The sequence below is a fragment of the Acinetobacter sp. 243_ASPC genome, assembly GCF_001054715.1.
Classification (GTDB): domain Bacteria; phylum Pseudomonadota; class Gammaproteobacteria; order Pseudomonadales; family Moraxellaceae; genus Acinetobacter; species Acinetobacter soli.
Genome location: NZ_JVOR01000046.1, coordinates 1 through 20060, shown reverse-complemented (window position 1 = coordinate 20060; position 20060 = coordinate 1). Strand labels below are relative to the sequence as shown.

Here is a 20060-nt window from a genome sequence, read left to right as displayed (position 1 = left end):
AGAGGCTTGGCGCAACTGCTTCACATCAAGCCAAGATTAGACTAAACTGAGCACACAGGAGATGACATTCCTCCTCGCAAAAACCGCCATTCTGGCTAATGATGTCTACGTTACCTCTTTTCAGCAGGGGCGTAGGCATATTGTGCGTGCTCTGCATGAAAAAAATATTGGAGCATGCCGATGTACTCATCTTTACTCTCAATTGCTTGTGGCGCTGTGCTTGGTGCATGGATTCGCTGGTTCGTTGGGCTTAAATTTAATCCGACTTTACAGTATTTCCCTTTAGGCACCATTCTGGTCAATCTGGTTGGCGGCTTTATTATCGGCTATGCCATCGCCTTTTTTGCACATGCGCAGATCAGTGCCAATTATAAGTTATTTATTATTACAGGCTTTTGCGGCGCATTGACCACATTTTCGACCTTTTCTGCCGAAGTAATCGATCTGCTTCAGCAGCAAAAATACAGCTGGGCGATTGGCCTGATCTTGATTCATGTGCTGGGATCACTCCTTTGTACGGTACTTGGTTTACTCAGCTATCAGTGGATCAGTCAGCATTCATGACGGTTTGTTTGCTGGTCTGAAGGAGGCGTCAGATGCCGGACAGCATGGCGCAACTGTTGTACTTCATCAAGTAAGTCCAGCATCAGTGCCACCGCCGATAAACTGGCATCAAAGTCACGTTGCAGACGATAGGCTCTGCGCGCCCGTGCGACATCCTCTCCCAAAAACTGATGTTGATCGGGATGTCCCACCAGCAAAATATCATAGTCAATCAATTGCAGCACCCATTCTGGGCTTTGACCACAGACCTGTGCAAACTGCTGTAAATTGAGTCCGCGTTGCTCATCGATAATCTCGGCGGTGGTCTCATTCTGACAAATCACTTCCACATAATGAATTTTAGACATGAGCTGGCTCCTTATCGACGGGGTTGAAATGAAGAAAATGCCTGAGCAAGTGCTTCATAGGCGCTGTGTTGGGCTTCGGTCTGTGCTTCGGGTAAAACCAGATTGATCATTAAATACAAATGTCCGGGCGTTTTATTGGGAATCCCTTTGTCTTTTAAACGCAACTGCTGACCAGTTTTGGAATTTTTCGGTATATTGACACTAACGCGACCACTTGGAGTTTGAACCTCAATTTTTTGCCCAAGTGCTGCTTCCCACGGTGCCACATCGACTGTGAGATAAACATCAGCACCCTCAACATGCATTTGTGGGGTGTTTTTGTAGTGAATTTCGAGGTATAAGTCGCCATTTTCACCGCCGTTTATCCCAGCTTGGCCCTGACCATTCAAGCGAATTTGCTGGCCTTCTTTCATGCCTTTGGGGATTTTCACTTGCAAGGTTTTACGTTGTACTTCTGCCTCGCCATAAGCATTTAAAGTTGGAATTTGTAAGGTGAGATTTTGAGTACTGCCATGGTAAGCCACTTCAATATCTACCTCGATTCGTGCATGTTGATCTTCACCACGAAAGCGGTGCGTCTGACGCTGATATTGGTGATTGGCACCACCAAAGCCTGCACCAAAACGACCGAATAAGTCTTCAAAGCCACTAAAGTCAGCGCCCTGACCTTGCTGGTAAAATGATCCACCATCAAAACCCGCACTGCCTTGAGCACCTTGCCCAAAACCAGAAAAGCCTTGAGGATAATCAAGTTGCTGATCGTACTCTGCTTTTTTTTCAGTATCACTTAGCGTGTCATAGGCAATATTCAGCGCTTGCATCTGCGCCTCGGCATCTGGCTCCTTACTCACATCGGGGTGATACTTGCGTGCCAGCTTTCGATAGCTTTTTTTAATCTCTTCAGGTGTCGCATCTCGCGAAACACCGAGCGTTTCATAATAGTTCTTGGCCATGTACGGTGTCTTAATTATAAGTGACTTATACTGTGTTATACGGCGATTTACTCATTCAATTCAAGTCATCTGTAATATGAAACTGTTGGGTTTTGGCAATAAAAAACCCGAATCATCTTCTAAGACGATTCAGGTTTGTTTAAACCAAGCCATCACAACATCCAGATCGCTAGAAAATGCGTCTGCGTTGATCTGTGTATTTAGCTGAGATGTTCACCAAACAGGCCTAAAGCCTCTTCTGCGGTAAAGGTATAGCGGGCTTGGCAGAATTGACAATCCATCTGTATTGGATTTTGTTCAGCCAATGTTTCACGCACCGCATCTACCCCGATCTGTTGCAGGGCAGCCGCACAGCGTTCTTTTGAACAGGTGCAGCCAAACTTTAGCTGTTCTTGCTCAGGCAGGCGTACTTGCTCCTCATTGTACAAACGGTACAAAATTTCATTGGCTGGCAAATCGGTTAATTCGTCTGCTTTTAGCGTTCCTGTGAGCATGATCAGGCGTGGCCAGATGTCTTCATCAATCAGTTGTTGCTCTTCTTCGTTGTTACGCGGCAACAGCTGAATGAGTAAGCCACCCGAACGCTCGGCGGTCGTTGCCAGCACGATGTGTGTCGGAATCTGGGCCGACAAATCGTAGTACTGCATCAGGCAGCCTGCGAGGGTTGGCTGATCGAGCGGTACGATCCCTTGATAGCGCTCACCAAATTCTGGCTCAATATTAATAAACAGCACTGGATTTTGCAGTGTGCTCAGTACCACGCTACTGTCTTGTGCCTGCTCAAAATGTGGATCATTTTCATAGTCTGCCAAAGCACGCACTTCACCCAAATGGTTGCACTCGGCCATTCCCCAGCGAAACGTGCCTGAGGCCTGAATTTGTAAACTGATACGACCTTTGATTTTGAGGGTACTGGCCAAAAGTGCCGTTGCGCTTAACATTTCCCCAAGCAACACCTGCACAGCAGGTTGATAGGGACGTTGAGCCAAAATGGTTTGTAATGCTTCTTCTAAATGTACGACTTCTCCACGAACAGGGCAGTCCTCAATAAAAAAGCGTTGGCGTAAATCAGACATATTTTTCTCCATAACCCTGTCTTAATGGTGTCAATATTGTAAAACACAAGTCAGTGACGATCATCTTGTGTAACATCAATACGATGATTTTCGTGTCTGTTTTCACGATTGTGTTCGGGGTATTCATCTTGATGGCGTTGATCACTGTCGAAGAGGTGTTCAAGTTCAGCCATTGCATTGCGATGTGTTTCAAAAACTTTCTGTTCGTCGTGATAGATGCTTTGCTGCTGCTCCAGCAACTGTTCATCATAATCACGGAACACTTGAATATTTTGACTGGCTTGCTGCTCTGACAGCCCCAATAGATTGAGCGCCCGATGTGCCATGCCCAAAGACGATAAATACGTTTCACGCCAGATGTGCCTTACGCCCAGATCACGCAATAAATGCACATGGTGCCGATCTCGGGCACGAACCAGCAAATGAATATCGGGATAGTTCAAGCGAATATGGCGTGCGGCATTCATGCTGTCTTCGACGTCATCAATTGCCAAAACAAAGACCTTCGCCTTTTCGATACCCGCAGCACGTAAAATTTCCGGTTCGGTGGTATCACCATAGTATAAGGTGCCACCATAACGTCGGACAAAATCAATCTGCTGTAAATTGTTGTCGATGGCAGTAAAGGCAATCTGATTGATACGTGCATTTCGAGCGATAATTTGACCAAAACGACCAAAGCCCGCAATAATCATAGGGGGGGACTGATCTGGAATTTCGTCAAATTCTGGCGTGGTGTCCTGTTGCAGTCTTGGTATAACAACATGCTGAATCAAGGCGTAAAAGAGTGGCGTCAGCACCATCGACAAGGTGACAATCAGCACTACAGGCTGAACAATGGCCTGAGTCAAAACCTGCTCGCTTTGTGCAACGCTCAGCACCACAAATGCAAACTCACCCCCTTGAGCCAAACAGGCTGCCAGCATCAGGCTGTTGTTCCACTTGTATTTAAAGTAACGAGCGATACCCATCAGTAACACGCCCTTTATCACAATCAGCGCAAGTGCCGAACCAATAATGATTTCTGGCATATGCAGCATGAGCGTCAGTTGTGCGGTCATGCCCACTGTCATGAAGAACAGCCCTAAAAGCAAGTCTTTAAAAGGGGCGATGCTGGCTTCAAGTTCATGACGAAACTCTGAGTCTGCCAGCAGAACACCTGTCAAAAATGCGCCAAGTGTAGTGCTGATACCTAAAATTTCCATCAATTGCACCACGCCCAGCACAATGAACAAGCCCACTGCGGTAATCAGCTCTGTCGCACCACTTTTGGCAACAAAACGAAAAAAGGGCCGCATCACAAAACGGCTAAATAGAAATAAGCCGCTAAAGGTGGCCAAAATCGCAGCAAAGTAGGCAATACCATGGTGCGTGGTTGAGCTACCGGTTAAAAGTGGAATAACGGCTAAAAGGGGGATGGCTGCGATATCTTGAAACAGCAAAATAGAAAAGGACTGCTGACCATAAGTGGTGTTGAGTTGCTGCTTTTCTGCCAGCAATTGCAGCACAAACGCGGTCGAAGACAGCGCCAGCGCAAATCCGATGACAAAACTACTGGTCACCGATTGCTTAAAGACCAAAAACACCAGCCCCATTAACACCATGCCAGTCAGAATCACCTGCGTACTGCCCATCACAAAAATCGAGTGACGCATTTGCCACAAGCGCTGCGGGCGTAACTCAAGCCCAATAATAAACATCAGTAAAATGACGCCAAATTCAGCCATATGCATGATGGCTTTGGCATCGGTTGCAACATTCAGAACATGCGGACCCAGTACAATACCGGTCAACAGATAACCAATGACGGTTGCAATACCAAAACGTTTACCTAGCGGCACCAGGAGTAATGCGGCACCGAGAAAAATCGTGATTTGTAGCAACAGTGACATAGAAAACTCTGAATGCGTTGGGGGCTAAGTAAAGGTTTAACTCTAGCATTTTCAGCCATGAACATTAAGCCATCAGCTAAATTCTTGCGGATCGACATCAATCGAAAGCCGTAATTGATGCTGGCGCGGTTGCTGTACGGTATCGGCCCACCAAGAACGTAAAAAGAAATGTAAGCGCGCCCGATCTTGCGCCAAAATCACCATATGTGCCCGATAACGTCCTGCTTTTCGTTCCATTGGCGCGGGAATAGGCCCCCAGATCTCGGCCACACTGCCTGCCTGTTGTAAGAAACGTGCTGCGGCTTGTTGTAAAAACGCCTGACTGTATTCACGATCTTTGGATTCACAGCGGATCAACACGCTATAGCGATAAGGGGGCAACAACGCCACTCGACGTTCATTGAGTATTTCGGCGGCAACGGCACGATAATCTTTTTCAATCAGCGTTGTTAGCATTGGATGATCGGGGCGCAGGGTTTGTAGATACACTTCGCCTTTATGTTCACCGCGACCAGCCCGTCCCGAAACTTGAACAATCAATTGAGCGGTGCGTTCTGGCGCACGGACATCGACACTCAGTAAGCCAGCATCGATATCTAAAATCGCCACCAAGGTCACAAACGGAAAGTGATGACCCTTGGCCAGCATTTGGGTTCCGAGTAAGATCATCGGCTTGTTTTGCTGGATTCGGTCATAAATTTTTTGCCAGCTGCCGACTCGGCTGGTACTGTCACGATCGACCCGAATCACATCATGCTCAGGAAAGAGTTCGGTCAAATGCGCTTCGACTTTGGCAGTGCCCATGCCCAAGGTTTTTAAGGTCGGGTGATTGCAGGCCAAACACGCCTCTGGCATGCGCTGAATAGTGCCACAGTGGTGACAGTGCAGATAGGTATAGGGTTGGGTATGTACGGTAAAATGTGCGTCGCAATGTGGACAATTGGCTTGCCAGCCGCAACTTTCGCAGACCAGTACGGGGGCATAGCCACGTCGGTTTAAAAAAATCAGGACTTGTTCTTGGCGCTTGAGGGTGTGCTGGATTTGTTCGATCAGCTTTTGGCTCAATCCGTGCTGCTTTTTGGCTACTTTTAAGTCGATCAAGTGTACTTTAGGCATTAATGCCACACCAGCACGTTGATTTAACTCAAGTAATTCAAGTTTGTTTTGTTCGACCAGATGATAACTGTCGATACTGGGCGTGGCAGAGCCAAGAATAATCGGACAATTTTCCAGATGCGCACGATACAGTGCTACATCGCGTGCATGATAGCGAAAGCCTTCTTGCTGCTTAAAAGAAAGATCATGCTCTTCATCTAAAATGATCAATCCCAAATGCGGTAAAGGGGTGAAAATTGCAGACCGCGTGCCCAAAATAATTGAGGCTTTGCCCATTTTGGCCTGTTGCCAAGCCTGTAAGCGCGTGGAATCGTTTAAACCTGAATGCAGCAACGCGACATCACAGTGAAATCGGGATTTGAATCGGGCAATGGTTTGTGGTGTCAGACCAATTTCAGGCACCAGCACCAGCACCTGTTTACCTTGCTTGAGCACCTCGTGCATGATGTGCAAATACACTTCGGTTTTGCCGCTGCCGGTTAGCCCATCGAGTAAAAAGGCGCGGTAGGCATGCAAATGTGCCATAACGCGTTCAATGGCATGCTGCTGGTCTGGATTGGCAGTTAATGGCATTTGTGCCAATTGTACCGGCGTGGGACGGAAATCTTGGATTTCCTGTGTGCAAGTCACCAGTTCTTTTTTTTGTAAAGCCCGAAGGGTCGCGGTATCGACGCCGCTTAAATTTAAAATGGTCTCGGTGGTGCCGGCTGGATGCAGCTTGAGAATTTGATAGGCTTCAAACTGTTTGAGCGAACGCTTGAGTTTTGCGTCTGGGTCGGGATGCGCCGCGATGCGCCAGATGTGCGTCAGGATATCCTCGTCCTTGCCTTGACGTAGCAAACCGGGTAATGCCGTTTGAATCACTTCGCCTAGAGGAAATTGGTAATATTGCGCCGACCATGTCAATAATTTTAAAACTTTCTGGTCTAAGATCGGTGATTGATCCAGTAAAGCCTGAATCGGTTTTAATTGAAATCTTGGATCGAGTGGCAGATCAGGCGCCAGTTTTTCAGTAATCATACCGACCAGTGTCTGACGGCCAAACGAGACTAAAACGCGTGCACCGATCGCTGCCTGTTCATAATCTGCTGCGCTTACGCTATAGTCGAAGGTATCGTATAAATGCACAGGAACGGCCACACGAACACGGAAAATGTCTTGAGGGGGCTGAGGTGGCGTAGTGTGCATCAAGATGGAGTCGCTCTATGGATCATCTTGCGCATTATACTCAAACTGAGCATGTCTGAGGTGCTTAATCAATCATGCTGGATTTAACACGACGTATTTACATCAACACGATTTTTTGGGAAAAACTAAAATACCACCATGCCTGCATATCAATTTACGGCGCTTGATGCCGCTGGAAAACAACACAAAGGTGTTTTGGAGGGTGATTCTGCGCGCCAAATTCGCCAGCAGCTCCGTGACCGTGAATGGACACCCATTCTAGTCGATCCCGTAGAAAAAAAAGACAAGCAACAGGGGCGTGCATGGTTTCAAAAGAAATTTACTGCCTATGATCTGGCCTTAATGACCCGTCAGCTTTCCGTGTTGGTGGCGGCTGCGATTCCGCTTGAAGAAGCCTTAAGAGCCGTGGCCAAACAAAGTGAAAAAATCCACGTACAAAATTTATTGTTGTCGGTGCGCTCTAAAGTACTAGAAGGGCATTCTCTAGCGCAAGGTATGCAGCAGTCGGGGCGTTTTCCAGATTTATATATTGCGACCATTGCGGCCGGAGAACGATCTGGACATTTGGATCTGATTTTAGACCAGCTCTCGGACTACACCGAAAACCGTTTTGCCATGCAAAAGAAAGTACAAGGGGCCATGATTTATCCGATCATTTTAATGCTGATGTCATTTGCGATTGTGATGGGACTCATGACCTATGTGGTGCCAGATATTGTGAAAACCTTCGATCAGAGCAAACAGGCACTTCCGTGGATTACTGTGGCGCTGATGAATGCCAGTGATTTTATTCGTCAGGCATGGCCGTTTATGCTGGTGATTGGCTTTTTGAGTATTGTGATGTTTGTACGTTTTCTTAAAACCAGTGCAGGACATTATGCGTTTGATCGCTTAACGCTCAGATTGCCATTATTTGGTAAATTATCACGTGGTATAAACGCAGCACGTTTTGCAAGTACGCTGTCGATTTTGACTCGATCCGGCGTACCTTTGGTAGATGCGCTACGTATCGGTGCGGCTGTCAGCAGTAACTGGATTATTCGAGATGCGATTAATTTGGCAGCAGAAAAAGTGACCGAGGGTGGCAGCCTTGCTACCCAGCTTGAGCGCTGTGGTTATTTCCCGCCAATGATGGTACAAATGATTCGAAGTGGTGAAGCATCTGGCGAGCTGGATCGCATGCTGGAGCGCGCATCGAGTATGCAAGACCGTGAAGTGTCTACATTTATTTCGACAATGCTGGCCTTGCTTGAGCCATTAATGCTCGTTCTCATGGCTGCGATTGTCTTGGTGATTGTGATTGCGGTGATGCTACCGATTGTCAATATGAATAATATGATTTAAAAACGATTGAAACTAGAGATGAATATGGAATTAAAACAGACACGATTAAACGATTCAAAGCAGGACAATACCTCTGCGGTTCTTTCTCAAGGCCTGTCGGCGTCTGCATTGCGTGCACCACGCCTGAAGCGTGCCTCTGGTTTTACCTTAATCGAAGTCATGGTGGTGATTGTGATTTTGGGTGTGCTGGCGGCACTGATTGTACCTAACGTCATGGGCCGTGGAGAAAAGGCTAAAGTCGATACCACGCAAATTACGTTAAAAGGGGTGGCAGGTGCACTCGACCAGTTCAAGCTCGACAATGGCCATTTTCCAACCATGCAAGAAGGTGGCTTAGATGCCTTGGTGAATCAGCCTGCAACTGCGAAAAACTGGTTGCCGGGTGGTTATGTAAAAGGCGGCTATCCGAAGGACAGTTGGGACAATGATTTGCAATACGTGATTCCGGGTACTGAAGGACGTGCCTACGATTTATATTCTTTTGGTGCAGATGGTAAAGCCGGTGGCGAAGGAAATGATGCTGATATTTATTATGCTGAAAAATAATTAAGATAATGATGTTCTTCACTTATGGCTTAAAATAAGTCATAGGTGAAGTGATAATCGCTATTAGTTATTGTTAAATATTTAAGTTGCTGTTATTTAATTAAAAATATAATAACTAAGATATGAGAGTTATAATAAGAATTATTATTAAACTGGATAGTTACAAGAAAAACAAGCAGTTAGAAAGATTCAGCTTTTTATTTGATAAAAACTACGCATAATGACAAAAGAAAATAAATTAAACATAATGGGGGCGATCAGTATGAAAGCATTGTTCTTATCCGATGAAGTGAACCAATTGCATTGGTCTGTGCTTAAGGCGCTATGTTTTGTGCTGAGTCTTCTGCCGCTTAGTCAAAGTGCAATCACGCTTTGGTCGCTTAGCGATGCCAGTAGCCAGATCATGGTGGCTTTTTTAAGTATTAGTGTTTTGAGTTCAGTATGGCTGGTGACCTTTTTCAATGCATTGCAACTGACTGTGGTTTCCTTGGCGCATTTAAACCTCTCGCCTTTAGAAACTCAACTCATCCGAATTTACCGTCAGGTACCGATGATGACGCTCGCAGGCATGATGGCGTATATGAGCTTCATCCGTCTGTCACTTTAGAGAATATAAAAAAAGCCGAGAATGTCTTCTCGGCTGGTGTTTAGCGTCTGGATTTGTAAGAAACATCTTGAGGCTTACGCGGTCGGTAAAACCAGCCCAAAAGTAATAATAATCCAGAAAAGATTAAAATTGGCCAGTCACTTAGGCGGGTATACAGCGTTTCACCTTGCATTGCAGGCAATTCACCACGCAATACGGCTGCCTGATCCATAGGTGCTTGTTCAACAATATGACCGTTACTATCGATAAACGCGGTTACACCAGTGTTGGTTGCGCGGATAAACCAGCGACCATTTTCTTTGGCACGCATTTGTACCATTTGCAAATGTTGTAACGGGCCAGCCGTACCAGTAAACCATGCATCGTTCGATACCGTGATCAAAAAGTCACTATTTTCAGCATTGCGACGGGTCAAGTTTGGATAGGCCACTTCATAACAAATGGCAGCAGCCAGTGAATGACCTTTAATCATTAACGGTTTTTGATTGTCTGGTCCGCGGCTAAATCCACTCATCGAGGGATCATTTTGTAGTGCCGGTAGCACCCAGCTTAATAATCCAGAAAGCGGAATATATTCTCCAAAGGGCACCAAACGCTGCTTTTTATACAATCCGTGTGCATCGGAACCTGAGGCCATAATACTGTTGTAATACAGCGGTGTTTGGGCCTGACGCGATGCAGGAAGATCCCAGTACGGTATGCCGGTCACCCATGCAGAACCACTGGCCTTGGCTTGCTGGTTCATGGCATCTAAAAACGGTTGAATGTCGGTCTGAAACATCGGGATAGATGATTCTGGCCAAACAATCAGATCTCGGCCCCATTCGCTTCGGGTCAGATTGGCGTAAATCATCAGTGTTTTAAGCTGATATTCGGTAAGCCATTTTAAATCTTGCGGAATATTGCCCTGAATCAGGGAAACCGACAAGGGTGCTGTTTTCTTTGGCTCGACAAATTGCAGCTTAGAGGCACCCCATGCGCCCACCAGCAAAATGGCAGCCGGAATCAGCCAGAAAATACGGCGTTTGAGTAACTCGACCAAGGCACAGGCCAGTATAATCACCACAAACGACACCCCAAATACACCAAAGAGGGGTGCATAGTGATCGAGATAACGCTCGGTAAAGGCGTAGCCTGCAAATAGCCATGGAAAGCCGGTAAATACCCAAGTCTTTGCCCATTCAAATACAATCCAGAGCGGAGCGAAGGTGAGGGGAGTTTCCGGAAAAAAACGACGATAAAGCCAAGTTTGAACCGCTGTGAACAGGCCCATCACCAAGGCCATCACGGCAATCATCAGCACACTCAGGGCTGCATTGGTATCTCCATAGACATGAATGGAGGTGTACAGCCAAAATGCCCCAACAAACCAAAGCCCGAATCCATAAGCCCAACCTAAGGCAAAGCCTTGTTTCGCTGAGCGCCCATGCAATACCGCATACAAAAGGGCTGGCGATAAAATCGCAATCCACCAATAGTAATAAGGTGCAAGGGCAAGGCTAAAAATTGCGCCAGAACAAAGAGAAATCAGTAAGGGAAAAATAAAGGGAAGCTGTTTTTGCTGCCGGGATGATCCCAGCAGCTGACTAAAGTATGCTCTCATTTACGTACAGCTCGAATCAGATGAATTATGCGTGCATCTGCTTCAATAATTGTAAACTGCCAGTTATCAAGCTCAATTACCTGACCTTGTAAATCACTGACCAGTCCAATTTCCTGAAGCAATAAACCGCCCACAGTTTCTACTTCATCGTCAGAAAAATCAGCATCTAAAACTGTATTAAAATGTTCAATTGGTGTAAGTGCTTGCACTATCCACGAGTTGGCTGTGGTGTGATTGCTGTCAGGTACAATGTACTGGGCTTCTTCATCGACATTGTCATGCTCGTCTTCGATTTCACCCACAATTTCTTCTAAAATATCTTCAAGCGTGACCAAACCTGCCGTCGTGCCGTATTCGTCGATCACAATGGCAATATGGGTTTGGGTATGTTTGAGCATGCGTAGCACTTGGTCCGAGCGGGCACTTTCCGGCACAAACAGTGGCTGACGCATTAGAGCGCGGATATCGACAATGGCAGTTGGTTCGGTCAAGAACGGCAGTAGGTCTTTGGCCAGTAAAATCCCGACCACATTGTCGGGCTGATCCGATGAAAAAACCGGAAAACGGGAATGAGCCGACTCAATCAAAACATGCAAGATGTCGAGTAATTGGTCATCTTCTTGTAAGCTGATCATGGACGTACGAGGGGTCATGACTTCGCGAATTTTTGTGGCGGGAAGATCAAGAACACCTTCTAGCATCGCCACCGTATCAGGTTCTAAAAAACGACGTGAATCTTGAACTAATTTGAGCAGTTCATCGCGTGTTTCTGGCGCAGTTCCCAGCCATTTTCGTAAACCGCGCATTCCCCACGATGGGCCTGATTCCTCGTGCATAATCTTTCCTAAAGACTCTTTATGCTAGTAAATGAATTTTTATCATACCGAAGAAAATATGCTTATGCATCATCCAATCGGCGGGAAAAAGTAAATGATTCAGCTTGATGGATCAAATTTGCCGAATTTCGGGTTCCATGTCGGTTTATGTTAAACTATGGTCTGTTTTTTGAAGTGAAGTGTACGCATGTCAGCACGCGATTTTACCCCGGCCATTCAGTTGAATACGCGTGGTTTACGATGCCCTGAACCGGTCATGATGTTGCATCAGGCAATTCGTAAATCTAAATCTGGTGATATTGTTGAAGTTTTGGCAACCGATCCTTCAACGTCGTGGGATATTCCAAAATTTTGTATGCACTTGGGTCACGAGCTGTTACTGCAAGAAGAAACACAAGATGATCAAGCACTCAAAGCATATCGTTATCTGATTCAAAAAGGCTAATTCAGCGTTCCAATGACCATTTACACGATTTGGGATGTGGATTATTGAGGTGATGGCATGCGCCGAGTCAAGCGGCGCATGGTCACACTATGCTTCGATCAAGAAGACTTAGATAAAAAATCTTTAAGCTGAGGTTTTACGCCGTGCCAAATCGAAAACGCTTCAATGGCCTGACCCACCAGCATACCAAAGCCATCTGTGCTCGGCACGCCACGCTGCTCGGCTTGTTCTAAAAAGCTTGATGCTTTGCCGTAGGCCATTTCATAAGCATAATCAAAACGAAGGGCAGCGGGCAATTGTAGAGCATCGCCACTTAAACTGGCCGATGTCGCATTGATGACCAGATCAAAATCGCCAGCAAGTTGATCCAGCGCCATGACGTTAAGTTGTGCCGGCGCGACTGCATCATGTAAATCTTCGACCAGTTGAACAGCCCGTTCAAGTGTTCGGTTGGCAATGGTTATTTCCTTCACACCTGCTTGTACCAGCGGATAAATCACACCACGTGTTGCGCCGCCTGCGCCCAGAATTAATATACGCGTTTTTTCTAATGGCCAATCTAGCGCACGAATGGCATCGACTAAACCCTGACCATCAGTATTGTCACCATGCAATGCTCCGTTTTGCATCCAGAGTGTATTCACGGCTTTTGCGGTTTTGGCGCGTTCAGTCAAGACATCACAAAGTGCAAAGGCTTGTTCCTTAAAGGGTACGGTGACGTTCATGCCCACACCGCCGTCTTCAAAAAAATTACGCACCGAGGCCTCAAAGCCATCCAGTGCGGCCAGCCGTTTGCTGTAGTGCAGCGTGATGCCGAGCTTTTCTGCAAAGGCATGATGCAACTCGGGCGAGCGAGATTGTTCAATCGGATTACCAATTACAGCAAACTGCTTGGTCATGCAAGACATCCATGAAAGTCAAAATGGCTTCACTATACGTGAAAAATCCCTAAACTTTAAGACGATCTAAAGCACATCAATCGTCATAATCGTCTGGATGTTTTTGCTCGGAGCTGGGTGAATCTTGCGTTGGAATTTTATAATCTTCACTGGCCCATGCACCCAAATCAATCAGCTTGCAGCGCTCTGAACAAAAGGGACGAAACGGGTTGTTCTCCCAGTGTGAGGGTTGTCCACAACGCGGGCAGGGAAATGTACGTGGCATACCGGAATTCCTTAAATTCATCATCAAGATGTTAGGCAAAGTCATGATGAGTTGTTAGACTTATGCCTGATTTCACGATTAAGTTTAAATAGTTTGCTGTGATTATGTCGATACGTCAATTTCAGGCTCAGCGTATGCAAGCCCCTCGTGCTTTTACTCCTGTGGCCAACATGCCACTGTGTCTCGAAATCGGGGCGGGTAAGGGCAAGCATGCCATGTTGTTTACCGAGCAACATCCAGAGCGGCATTTGGTGGCCATTGAACGAACCAAAGAGAAATTTTTGGCGATGCAAAAGCAGCAAGAACTACATGCGCGTGCGCATTTAACGCCTATACATGCCGATGCATTGCCTTGGATTGTGCACGCACTGTATCCGGCGCAAGTTGAACAGGCCTTTATTTTATATCCGAACCCAGAGCCGCATAATCCAGCACAGCGCTGGCTAAATATGCCGTTCTTCGAGTTTTTACTGTCACGCATACAGCCAGAAGGCACACTTACACTGGCCAGTAATATTCCAGAGTATATCGACGAAGCCGCTCAGCAACTTGAACAGCTGTGGCAGTTACCTTATGAAAAACAAATCATTGCGTCTGACTCTGCACGCACGCATTTTGAGATTAAATATTTACAACGCGGCGAGCTGTGCCAGCAACTGGTGATCACCAAGCCCGCGGCGTATCAAACTCGCTTTGACCAGTTTATGCCGTTATTGGGTCAAAATCATGCCGAATAAGCAGATTGCGATTATTGGTGCCGGGCCTGCCGGATTGGCCTGTGCCGAGGTTCTGTCGGCACTTGGCACATACGACATCACAGTGTATGAGCAAAAACCGTCTGCAGCGCGCAAGTTTTTGATGGCAGGGAAAACCGGACTCAATATCAGTCATGCTGAAGCACTCGATACCTTTCTAACACGCTATGATCATACCGACTGGCTTGAGCCAATGATCCGGCCGTTTCATGCACAGCAGATTCAGACTTGGATGCAGGAGCTGGGGATTGCATCATATGTCGGCAGTTCCGGGCGGATTTTTCCCAATGAAATGAAAGCCGCACCCTTACTGCGGGCATGGCTGAAGCGTTTACAAGATCGTGGCGTGACATTTCGCTATCGCCATGAAGTCATCAATGTGTCTGATCTTGAGCTTTCAGTGGTTGATATCCAGCGGCAACAGCATCGTACTGTTCTGGTCGATGCGGTGGTTCTGGCCTGCGGCGCCGTTTCATGGCCGCAATTGGGTAGCGATGGAAAATGGCAAGCGTGGTTGCAACCAGAGCAGATTCAGCCTTTTCAGGCCAGTAATGTGGGTGTACTGGTGAATTGGTCGGCCTATCTTGCTCCTCTTTTTGGGCAACCGTTAAAGCGTATTCAGGCGTGGGTTGATGGTCGAGCGCCACAGTTTGGTGAAATGGTCATCAGCCATTATGGCTTGGAAGGCGGTTTGGTCTATCGTTGTAATCGTGATTTGCGTGAAGCAATGCAATCTCAAAACTCCAGCTTTTTATATCTAGATTTGCTGCCAGACCAGCGTGTGGAACAAATTTTACAAAAACTCCAGCAAGGCAATAAGCAATCACTCAATACCGTGTGGCAAAAAGCAGGACTGGATAAAACCAAGATTGCCTTAATCCGCGATGTGGTACCCAAAATCGACTGGAATGACGCACAGAAAATGGCACAGCACATTAAGCAGCTGGCAATTTGTGTACAAGGTTTTCGTCCGATTGAAGAAGCCATCAGCTGTGCTGGCGGGATTGCACGAGATGCGCTGGATTCAACGCTCCGTCTAAAAGACACAACGGCCACCTTTGCCTGTGGCGAAATGTTGGATTGGGATGCACCTACTGGTGGCTATCTACTGACCGCTTGTTTGGCCACAGGACGGGCGGCTGCTCAGGGTGTACATGCGTATTTGGGGGCTCAATAAGCAGAAAGTCGTGATGTTACTCAGCTGAAAAATCTGTTAGTTTGGTTGAAAAATCAATGCAAACAGGGAGAGCATCATCATGTCAAATACAGCGCTATTGACCGGCAGTTGTTTGTGTCAGGGCATTCGTTATGAAATTTCAGGCCGTGGAATCGGTGAGATTATCGAATGTCACTGTCAGCGCTGTCGTAAAGCCAACGGTACGGCTTACGCCACCAATGCGCCAGTACACATTGATGATTTTAAGATTGTTCAAGGTGAGCATCTTCTTAAGAAATATCAGTCTACGCCCACCACACAGCGTTGTTTTTGCAGTGAATGTGGTTCACCCATCATGAGCATTAAAACCGATACACCAGAATATCACCGACTGCGTATTGGAACGCTCGATACCAAAATCGAGCAAAAACCGAGTATGCATATTTTTGCAGCGCATAAAGCAGAGTGGGACAGTATTCAAGATGATCTGCCTCAATATGCCGAGCGCCCATAAGCAGCGCACGATAGATGAGTCATTATGCACCGTGCATGGATTATGAGGTTTGTGCGGTGTACTTCACACATAGATTGAATTTGACTCAGAAACAGTATTAATCTTAATCACAGAAAAATAGAATTCCATTTCACTTTTCGCTACATTGATGGCATAACTTTTCACTGCCTCTTCACCGATACTATGAATGTTCAACTTGATAAATATGATCGCGGAATTTTAGAACTTCTCCAACAAGACTGTACATGCGCCATTGGTGATATTGCCGATCGGGTGGGGCTGAGTAATACCGCATGCTGGCGCCGGATTCACAAAATGGAAGAAGCAGGGATTATTTACGGTAAAGTGGCCTTACTGGATCGTAAGAAGCTCAATATCAATGTGGTCGTCATGGTGTTTATCAAGATTGCACAGCACAATATGGAATGGATTCAAAAGTTTCGCGATCATATCCATACCATCGATGAGATTCTTGAGGTATATCGAATGGCAGGCGAAACCGATTATTTGCTTAAAGTGGCGGTGCCAGATGTGATGGAATATGATCGGGTGTATAAACGACTGATTCAGATTCCGGGTTTAGCCGATATTAGCTCAAGCTTTGCGATGGAGCAGATCAAGTACACCACGCGTTTGCCACTCAATTATTTCTAATATCGATGCGACTTGAGTTATCTGCCTATTCTTTTAATCACAACTAAAATATAAGCCCATTGAAACTTAACATAGGTGAGATATATGCCGATGATCAACATCGTTAAAAATGTCAGACAAAAGGATGTAATCCACAATAGCAGAATAAATATGGAGCATAATTTCTTTTTAATCTATGAAAGTGAAATAAAATTCTAATTTGAAGTGAAACTGATATTTTTTTTAAACTCAAAATTCAATCGAGCTTAATTATGATGATGTTGTCGAAAAGAACTACATAATCAAAAGGGTATCGAAATGAATCATGTATGTACCGATGTCATCAATTTAGGAAGAACACCGCATCGCTTTGACGGGCTTGTGAATACACCGGTGTATCGCGGCTCGACCATTTTGGTCAATAGTTTTGAAGAGTGGGAGCAGCACAAGCAAAATGGTGGTGGTTATCGGCATTATGGTCGTTACGGCGCTGCAACCACTAAATCTTTTGAAAGTGCAATCAATACACTCGAAGGCGGTGCTGGCTGTCTGGTGTTTCCTTCTGGGCTTTCTGCATGTACACATACGCTTACCGCCTTTGTTCAAGCGGGTGATCATGTCTTGATGGCCGATAATGTGTACGGCCCGACGCGTAGTTTTGCCGATCAGATCTTACCTCGTATGGGCGTTGAGGTTGAGTATTTTAATCCATGCGACTTAGCAGCATTTGCACAAAAATTACAAACCAAAACCGCTGTGGTGTATATCGAGTCTCCGGGTTCCATGACCTTTGAAGTGACCGATCTGGCTGCAATTTCTGAACTAAGCCACAAAAAAAATGCCAAAGTACTGGTCGATAATTCATGGGCAACGCCATTATTTTTTCAGCCACTACAACAGGGTGCGGATGTTTCGATTCAGTCGGTGACCAAATATATTGGAGGGCATTCAGATATTTTGATGGGCACTGCAACGGCCAACGCCGATTCGATCGAACAACTGAGTCGTGTTGTGTATAGCTTTGGTGAAACCACCAGTCCAGATGATACTTATCTGGCTTCACGTGGACTACGCAGTCTGGCAGTACGATTAAAACAGCATAATGAAAATGGTCTGGCGGTGGCGCAGTATTTAAGTGCACATGCCAGTATCGGCCGTGTTAATTATCCTGCGCTTGAACACGCAGCGGGGCATGAAATATGGCGCCAATCTTTTAAGGGCGCGACCGGATTATTTTCTTTTTATCTCAAGCGCTCAGATCCTACTTATGTTGCACGTTTCTTTGATGCCTTAAACTTTTTTCACATTGGATTGTCTTGGGGAGGCTTTGAAAGCCTGATCTTGCCTGTGGGAGTGGCGCATCGCACGCAAAGCTCGGTACAAGAAGGGGGTTACTTGGTGCGCCTACATGTGGGGCTTGAGCATCTGGATGATCTAATTGCAGATCTGGAACAGGCACTTGATTTTGCCGATGCGCTTTAAGCCTGTTTCGAATCATTTGATTATTCCCTAATGCTTTGTTGGGGAATAATCAAAATCTAAAAAGACTTATTTGGCCTGAAGTGCCTTACCTTCAAAAGCCACACCATCCCAGCCATGTTGCATAAACTGACGAATATTTTGATGGTCTGTCCCTTCGGGAGTATTTAAAACGGCAGCATAATGCTCTGCAAACAAGCTTAACGTATCTGCCTGATTCAGCCCTTCAATTTTTGCATAAGACAGTACTTTGGCACTCCCTTGATTTTCTGTTGCGGCATTAGACTGCGCGCCATTTTGAAATGCAGTTGGGGTATGAACAAAATGTGCTTCAATATGAGCCAAGACATCTGCAAATTTGGCTTCGCCATTTTGTAACTGTTGAAGTAATGCCTGAGACATAAGATTCCCTCATTATATCTGCCGTAAAGGGTTGTAAGCATAACATTGAAGCAAGCAGCAACTAAATGCTAAATCGAGAAATGAGATCGCTCATGGCGACATGAAGCCATAAAGTGCTGTGGATAACAATGAGCTTATACACAGAATCTGGACACAAAAAAAGAAGCCTAAGTGGAGGAGATAGATCCTTAGGCTTCGAATTCTTTTCACCTTAACGCGATAAACTTAAAATAAAATTAACGTTTAAAGCGCTTGAAGCGTTTGTTGAAGCTCGCAACACGACCTTCATTGCTGGCTTGACGTACTTCACCGGTATAAAACGGATGTGAGGCACTTGAAATATCCAAGGTCACGTATGGATAGACCTTACCTTGGTACTCACGTGTTTGTTTGGTTTGAAGTGTACTGCCAATTAAAAAATATACATCAGCATTGGTGTCATGAAACAATACTTGTTGATACTCTGGATGAATACCTGAACGCATGTCGACCTCGAATAATTAACCAATAATTATGTAATGTTATATTATAACAAATGTTTCAGTCAATGTATGCTCTGCTTAAAATTTGTTAACTGGGGTTGGGTACCAGTTCTTCAAACAAATCGTTGAGGTTGTCTTCAACTTTCAAATGAATGAGATTCCAGTAATGTCCGGAAATCGTGCGGTTGACCATCAAGGTGTCGGGCGACGGTCGAAATACATCCCAGTACTTTAACGACTTTTTAACCAGTGTGACGCTGTCATGATAGGCAGAATTTTCTGCAAAGTTATAAGGTTGAGTTAAGGGTCGCAGCAGCACATCAATCCACTGAATATAGAGCTCTTCAGGAAAAGAAGATTTGATGGCAAGTGCTTGTAATGCCTCCAAATGATCTTCAATGGCAGGAATATTGTGTTTGCGTGCAGCATAAATGAGTTGTTTAAAATGTTCTACAATTTCGACACTTAAGGTTTTAACACCGCCAAAATCATAAATCACCACAGTACCATCTGGTCGAAAAGCAAAATTACCCGGATGAGAGTCGCAGTGAAAACGTTTTAAGTAAAACATTTCTTGCCCAAGGGTGCGAATCAATCGACGAGCCAGTGTATTACGCACTTCAAGTGGCCAAGTGCTTGCGGTTTCAAGCGACTCACCATGCTCAAGACTTAAAGTTAAGACGCGTCGGGTCGAATATGCCTTAAATACGCTAGGAATGACCACTTTGGCGTCTAGCGACTGATGAAAAGTTTTAAAAACTTCAAGATTTTGTGCCTCAATTTCGTAATTAAGCTCATCAGATAAGCTTTCTTGAATTTCGGCAAACAGTTTGTCCTGAAGCTTTTTATCGATTTTAATCACGCCCATGAGTCTTAAAGCCAGACGTACCTGTTTCAAGTCACTTTCACAGGCTTCATCTACGCCGGGATACTGAACCTTAACCACAACCTCCTGCCC

General features: G+C 45.7%; 22 protein-coding genes and 1 riboswitch. Of the genes, 10 read left to right on the top strand and 12 right to left on the bottom strand.

The annotated features are described in order from the left end of the window. Positions 1-48 precede the first annotated feature (48 nt). Positions 49-115, top strand: a riboswitch (Fluoride riboswitch). Positions 116-180: 65 nt separating this feature from the next. Further along, positions 181-564, top strand: coding sequence for a fluoride efflux transporter CrcB (gene crcB / locus ADA42_RS04820; protein ID WP_004943914.1), 384 nt, complete (start codon positions 181-183; stop codon positions 562-564). On the opposite strand, the gene ADA42_RS04815 is transcribed toward crcB, so the two are convergent. The 5 genes from ADA42_RS04815 to ADA42_RS04795 all read right to left on the bottom strand — a co-directional run bounded on the left by ADA42_RS04815 (position 552) and on the right by ADA42_RS04795 (position 7136). Further along, complete coding sequence (locus ADA42_RS04815) at positions 552-911, bottom strand: chaperone modulator CbpM (protein WP_004932565.1); 360 nt, start codon at positions 909-911, stop codon at positions 552-554. The two genes, crcB and ADA42_RS04815, sit on opposite strands and share 13 nt — an antisense overlap. A gap of 11 nt (positions 912-922) precedes the next feature. Continuing rightward, positions 923-1864 (bottom strand): DnaJ C-terminal domain-containing protein, encoded by a 942-nt coding sequence (locus ADA42_RS04810; RefSeq protein WP_004943911.1) that lies wholly within the window; start codon positions 1862-1864, stop codon positions 923-925. A 200-nt stretch (positions 1865-2064) separates the two neighbouring features. After that, positions 2065-2940 (bottom strand): Hsp33 family molecular chaperone HslO, encoded by an 876-nt coding sequence (locus ADA42_RS04805; protein WP_004943908.1) that lies wholly within the window; start codon positions 2938-2940, stop codon positions 2065-2067. A 50-nt stretch (positions 2941-2990) separates the two neighbouring features. Further along, positions 2991-4832, bottom strand: a complete 1842-nt coding sequence (locus tag ADA42_RS04800; RefSeq protein ID WP_004943905.1) for a monovalent cation:proton antiporter-2 (CPA2) family protein — start codon at positions 4830-4832, stop codon at positions 2991-2993. Between the two features lie 72 nt (positions 4833-4904). Beyond that, complete coding sequence (locus tag ADA42_RS04795; RefSeq protein WP_004943903.1) at positions 4905-7136, bottom strand: primosomal protein N'; 2232 nt, start codon at positions 7134-7136, stop codon at positions 4905-4907. Between the two features lie 138 nt (positions 7137-7274). Between ADA42_RS04795 and gspF the strand changes: the two genes are divergently transcribed. From gspF to ADA42_RS04780, 3 genes are all read left to right on the top strand, one after another. Beyond that, positions 7275-8480: a type II secretion system inner membrane protein GspF gene (gspF, locus tag ADA42_RS04790; RefSeq protein WP_048763890.1), complete on the top strand. Its 1206-nt coding sequence runs from the start codon at positions 7275-7277 to the stop codon at positions 8478-8480. Positions 8481-8504: 24 nt separating this feature from the next. After that, positions 8505-9026 (top strand): type II secretion system major pseudopilin GspG, encoded by a 522-nt coding sequence (gene gspG / locus ADA42_RS04785; RefSeq protein ID WP_004943896.1) that lies wholly within the window; start codon positions 8505-8507, stop codon positions 9024-9026. 262 nt (positions 9027-9288) lie between these two features. Continuing rightward, entirely contained in the window at positions 9289-9633 is a 345-nt protein-coding gene (locus ADA42_RS04780; RefSeq protein ID WP_039909751.1) for a hypothetical protein, read from the top strand. A 40-nt stretch (positions 9634-9673) separates the two neighbouring features. Here ADA42_RS04780 and lnt read toward each other — a convergent pair whose 3' ends face one another. Both lnt and ADA42_RS04770 read right to left on the bottom strand, forming a co-directional pair. Beyond that, positions 9674-11236, bottom strand: a complete 1563-nt coding sequence (lnt, locus tag ADA42_RS04775) for an apolipoprotein N-acyltransferase (protein ID WP_048763886.1) — start codon at positions 11234-11236, stop codon at positions 9674-9676. Then, on the bottom strand, positions 11233-12072 hold the full coding sequence (locus ADA42_RS04770; RefSeq protein WP_025095328.1) for an HlyC/CorC family transporter: 840 nt from the start codon (positions 12070-12072) through the stop codon (positions 11233-11235). Before ADA42_RS04770 ends, lnt begins: the two co-directional genes overlap by 4 nt. Before the next feature lie 187 nt (positions 12073-12259). On the opposite strand from ADA42_RS04770, the gene tusA reads away from it, so the two are divergent. Next, entirely contained in the window at positions 12260-12517 is a 258-nt protein-coding gene (gene tusA / locus ADA42_RS04765) for a sulfurtransferase TusA (RefSeq protein ID WP_004932596.1), read from the top strand. A gap of 98 nt (positions 12518-12615) precedes the next feature. Here tusA and aroE read toward each other — a convergent pair whose 3' ends face one another. Next, entirely contained in the window at positions 12616-13416 is an 801-nt protein-coding gene (gene aroE, locus ADA42_RS04760; protein WP_048763883.1) for a shikimate dehydrogenase, read from the bottom strand. Positions 13417-13492: 76 nt separating this feature from the next. Then, the gene (locus ADA42_RS04755) at positions 13493-13681 is read right to left on the bottom strand and encodes a DNA gyrase inhibitor YacG (RefSeq protein WP_004932603.1); all 189 of its coding nucleotides are present in this window, start codon (positions 13679-13681) and stop codon (positions 13493-13495) included. 98 nt (positions 13682-13779) lie between these two features. Here ADA42_RS04755 and ADA42_RS04750 point away from each other — a divergent pair, with 98 nt between their 5' ends. The 5 genes from ADA42_RS04750 (at position 13780) to metC (ending at position 18221) form a co-directional block, all read left to right on the top strand. Further along, complete coding sequence (locus ADA42_RS04750; protein ID WP_414629810.1) at positions 13780-14418, top strand: SAM-dependent methyltransferase; 639 nt, start codon at positions 13780-13782, stop codon at positions 14416-14418. After that, entirely contained in the window at positions 14408-15613 is a 1206-nt protein-coding gene (locus tag ADA42_RS04745) for a TIGR03862 family flavoprotein (protein WP_048763879.1), read from the top strand. Before ADA42_RS04750 ends, ADA42_RS04745 begins: the two co-directional genes overlap by 11 nt. Before the next feature lie 79 nt (positions 15614-15692). Next, positions 15693-16106: a GFA family protein gene (locus ADA42_RS04740; RefSeq protein WP_004932613.1), complete on the top strand. Its 414-nt coding sequence runs from the start codon at positions 15693-15695 to the stop codon at positions 16104-16106. A gap of 183 nt (positions 16107-16289) precedes the next feature. Beyond that, positions 16290-16760: an Lrp/AsnC family transcriptional regulator gene (locus ADA42_RS04735; protein ID WP_004932617.1), complete on the top strand. Its 471-nt coding sequence runs from the start codon at positions 16290-16292 to the stop codon at positions 16758-16760. Positions 16761-17057: 297 nt separating this feature from the next. Continuing rightward, positions 17058-18221, top strand: a complete 1164-nt coding sequence (gene metC, locus ADA42_RS04730; protein WP_004932619.1) for a cystathionine beta-lyase — start codon at positions 17058-17060, stop codon at positions 18219-18221. A 66-nt stretch (positions 18222-18287) separates the two neighbouring features. Here the strand turns inward: metC and ADA42_RS04725 are convergent, their stop codons facing one another. From ADA42_RS04725 to ADA42_RS04715, 3 genes are all read right to left on the bottom strand, one after another. Further along, positions 18288-18620 (bottom strand): HopJ type III effector protein, encoded by a 333-nt coding sequence (locus tag ADA42_RS04725; RefSeq protein ID WP_004932623.1) that lies wholly within the window; start codon positions 18618-18620, stop codon positions 18288-18290. Positions 18621-18856: 236 nt separating this feature from the next. Further along, a complete protein-coding gene (locus tag ADA42_RS04720; protein ID WP_004932625.1) occupies positions 18857-19105 on the bottom strand; it encodes a type B 50S ribosomal protein L31 in 249 nt (82 codons plus the stop codon). Between the two features lie 85 nt (positions 19106-19190). Further along, the coding region (locus tag ADA42_RS04715; RefSeq protein WP_048763877.1) for an AarF/UbiB family protein at positions 19191-20060 on the bottom strand (870 nt) is incomplete at its 5' end.

Excerpts from the sequence above, each read along its gene's own strand:
- crcB (WP_004943914.1), top strand. The coding sequence starts at position 181 with ATGTACTCATCTTTACTCTCAATTGCTTGTGGCGCTGTGCTTGGTGCA.
- ADA42_RS04815 (WP_004932565.1), bottom strand. The coding sequence starts at position 911 with ATGTCTAAAATTCATTATGTGGAAGTGATTTGTCAGAATGAGACCACC.
- ADA42_RS04810 (WP_004943911.1), bottom strand. The coding sequence starts at position 1,864 with ATGGCCAAGAACTATTATGAAACGCTCGGTGTTTCGCGAGATGCGACA.
- ADA42_RS04805 (WP_004943908.1), bottom strand. The coding sequence starts at position 2,940 with ATGTCTGATTTACGCCAACGCTTTTTTATTGAGGACTGCCCTGTTCGT.
- ADA42_RS04800 (WP_004943905.1), bottom strand. The coding sequence starts at position 4,832 with ATGTCACTGTTGCTACAAATCACGATTTTTCTCGGTGCCGCATTACTC.
- ADA42_RS04795 (WP_004943903.1), bottom strand. The coding sequence starts at position 7,136 with ATGCACACTACGCCACCTCAGCCCCCTCAAGACATTTTCCGTGTTCGT.
- gspF (WP_048763890.1), top strand. The coding sequence starts at position 7,275 with ATGCCTGCATATCAATTTACGGCGCTTGATGCCGCTGGAAAACAACAC.
- gspG (WP_004943896.1), top strand. The coding sequence starts at position 8,505 with ATGGAATTAAAACAGACACGATTAAACGATTCAAAGCAGGACAATACC.
- ADA42_RS04780 (WP_039909751.1), top strand. The coding sequence starts at position 9,289 with ATGAAAGCATTGTTCTTATCCGATGAAGTGAACCAATTGCATTGGTCT.
- lnt (WP_048763886.1), bottom strand. The coding sequence starts at position 11,236 with ATGAGAGCATACTTTAGTCAGCTGCTGGGATCATCCCGGCAGCAAAAA.
- ADA42_RS04770 (WP_025095328.1), bottom strand. The coding sequence starts at position 12,072 with ATGCACGAGGAATCAGGCCCATCGTGGGGAATGCGCGGTTTACGAAAA.
- tusA (WP_004932596.1), top strand. The coding sequence starts at position 12,260 with ATGTCAGCACGCGATTTTACCCCGGCCATTCAGTTGAATACGCGTGGT.
- aroE (WP_048763883.1), bottom strand. The coding sequence starts at position 13,416 with ATGACCAAGCAGTTTGCTGTAATTGGTAATCCGATTGAACAATCTCGC.
- ADA42_RS04755 (WP_004932603.1), bottom strand. The coding sequence starts at position 13,681 with ATGCCACGTACATTTCCCTGCCCGCGTTGTGGACAACCCTCACACTGG.
- ADA42_RS04745 (WP_048763879.1), top strand. The coding sequence starts at position 14,408 with ATGCCGAATAAGCAGATTGCGATTATTGGTGCCGGGCCTGCCGGATTG.
- ADA42_RS04740 (WP_004932613.1), top strand. The coding sequence starts at position 15,693 with ATGTCAAATACAGCGCTATTGACCGGCAGTTGTTTGTGTCAGGGCATT.
- ADA42_RS04735 (WP_004932617.1), top strand. The coding sequence starts at position 16,290 with ATGAATGTTCAACTTGATAAATATGATCGCGGAATTTTAGAACTTCTC.
- metC (WP_004932619.1), top strand. The coding sequence starts at position 17,058 with ATGAATCATGTATGTACCGATGTCATCAATTTAGGAAGAACACCGCAT.
- ADA42_RS04725 (WP_004932623.1), bottom strand. The coding sequence starts at position 18,620 with ATGTCTCAGGCATTACTTCAACAGTTACAAAATGGCGAAGCCAAATTT.
- ADA42_RS04720 (WP_004932625.1), bottom strand. The coding sequence starts at position 19,105 with ATGCGTTCAGGTATTCATCCAGAGTATCAACAAGTATTGTTTCATGAC.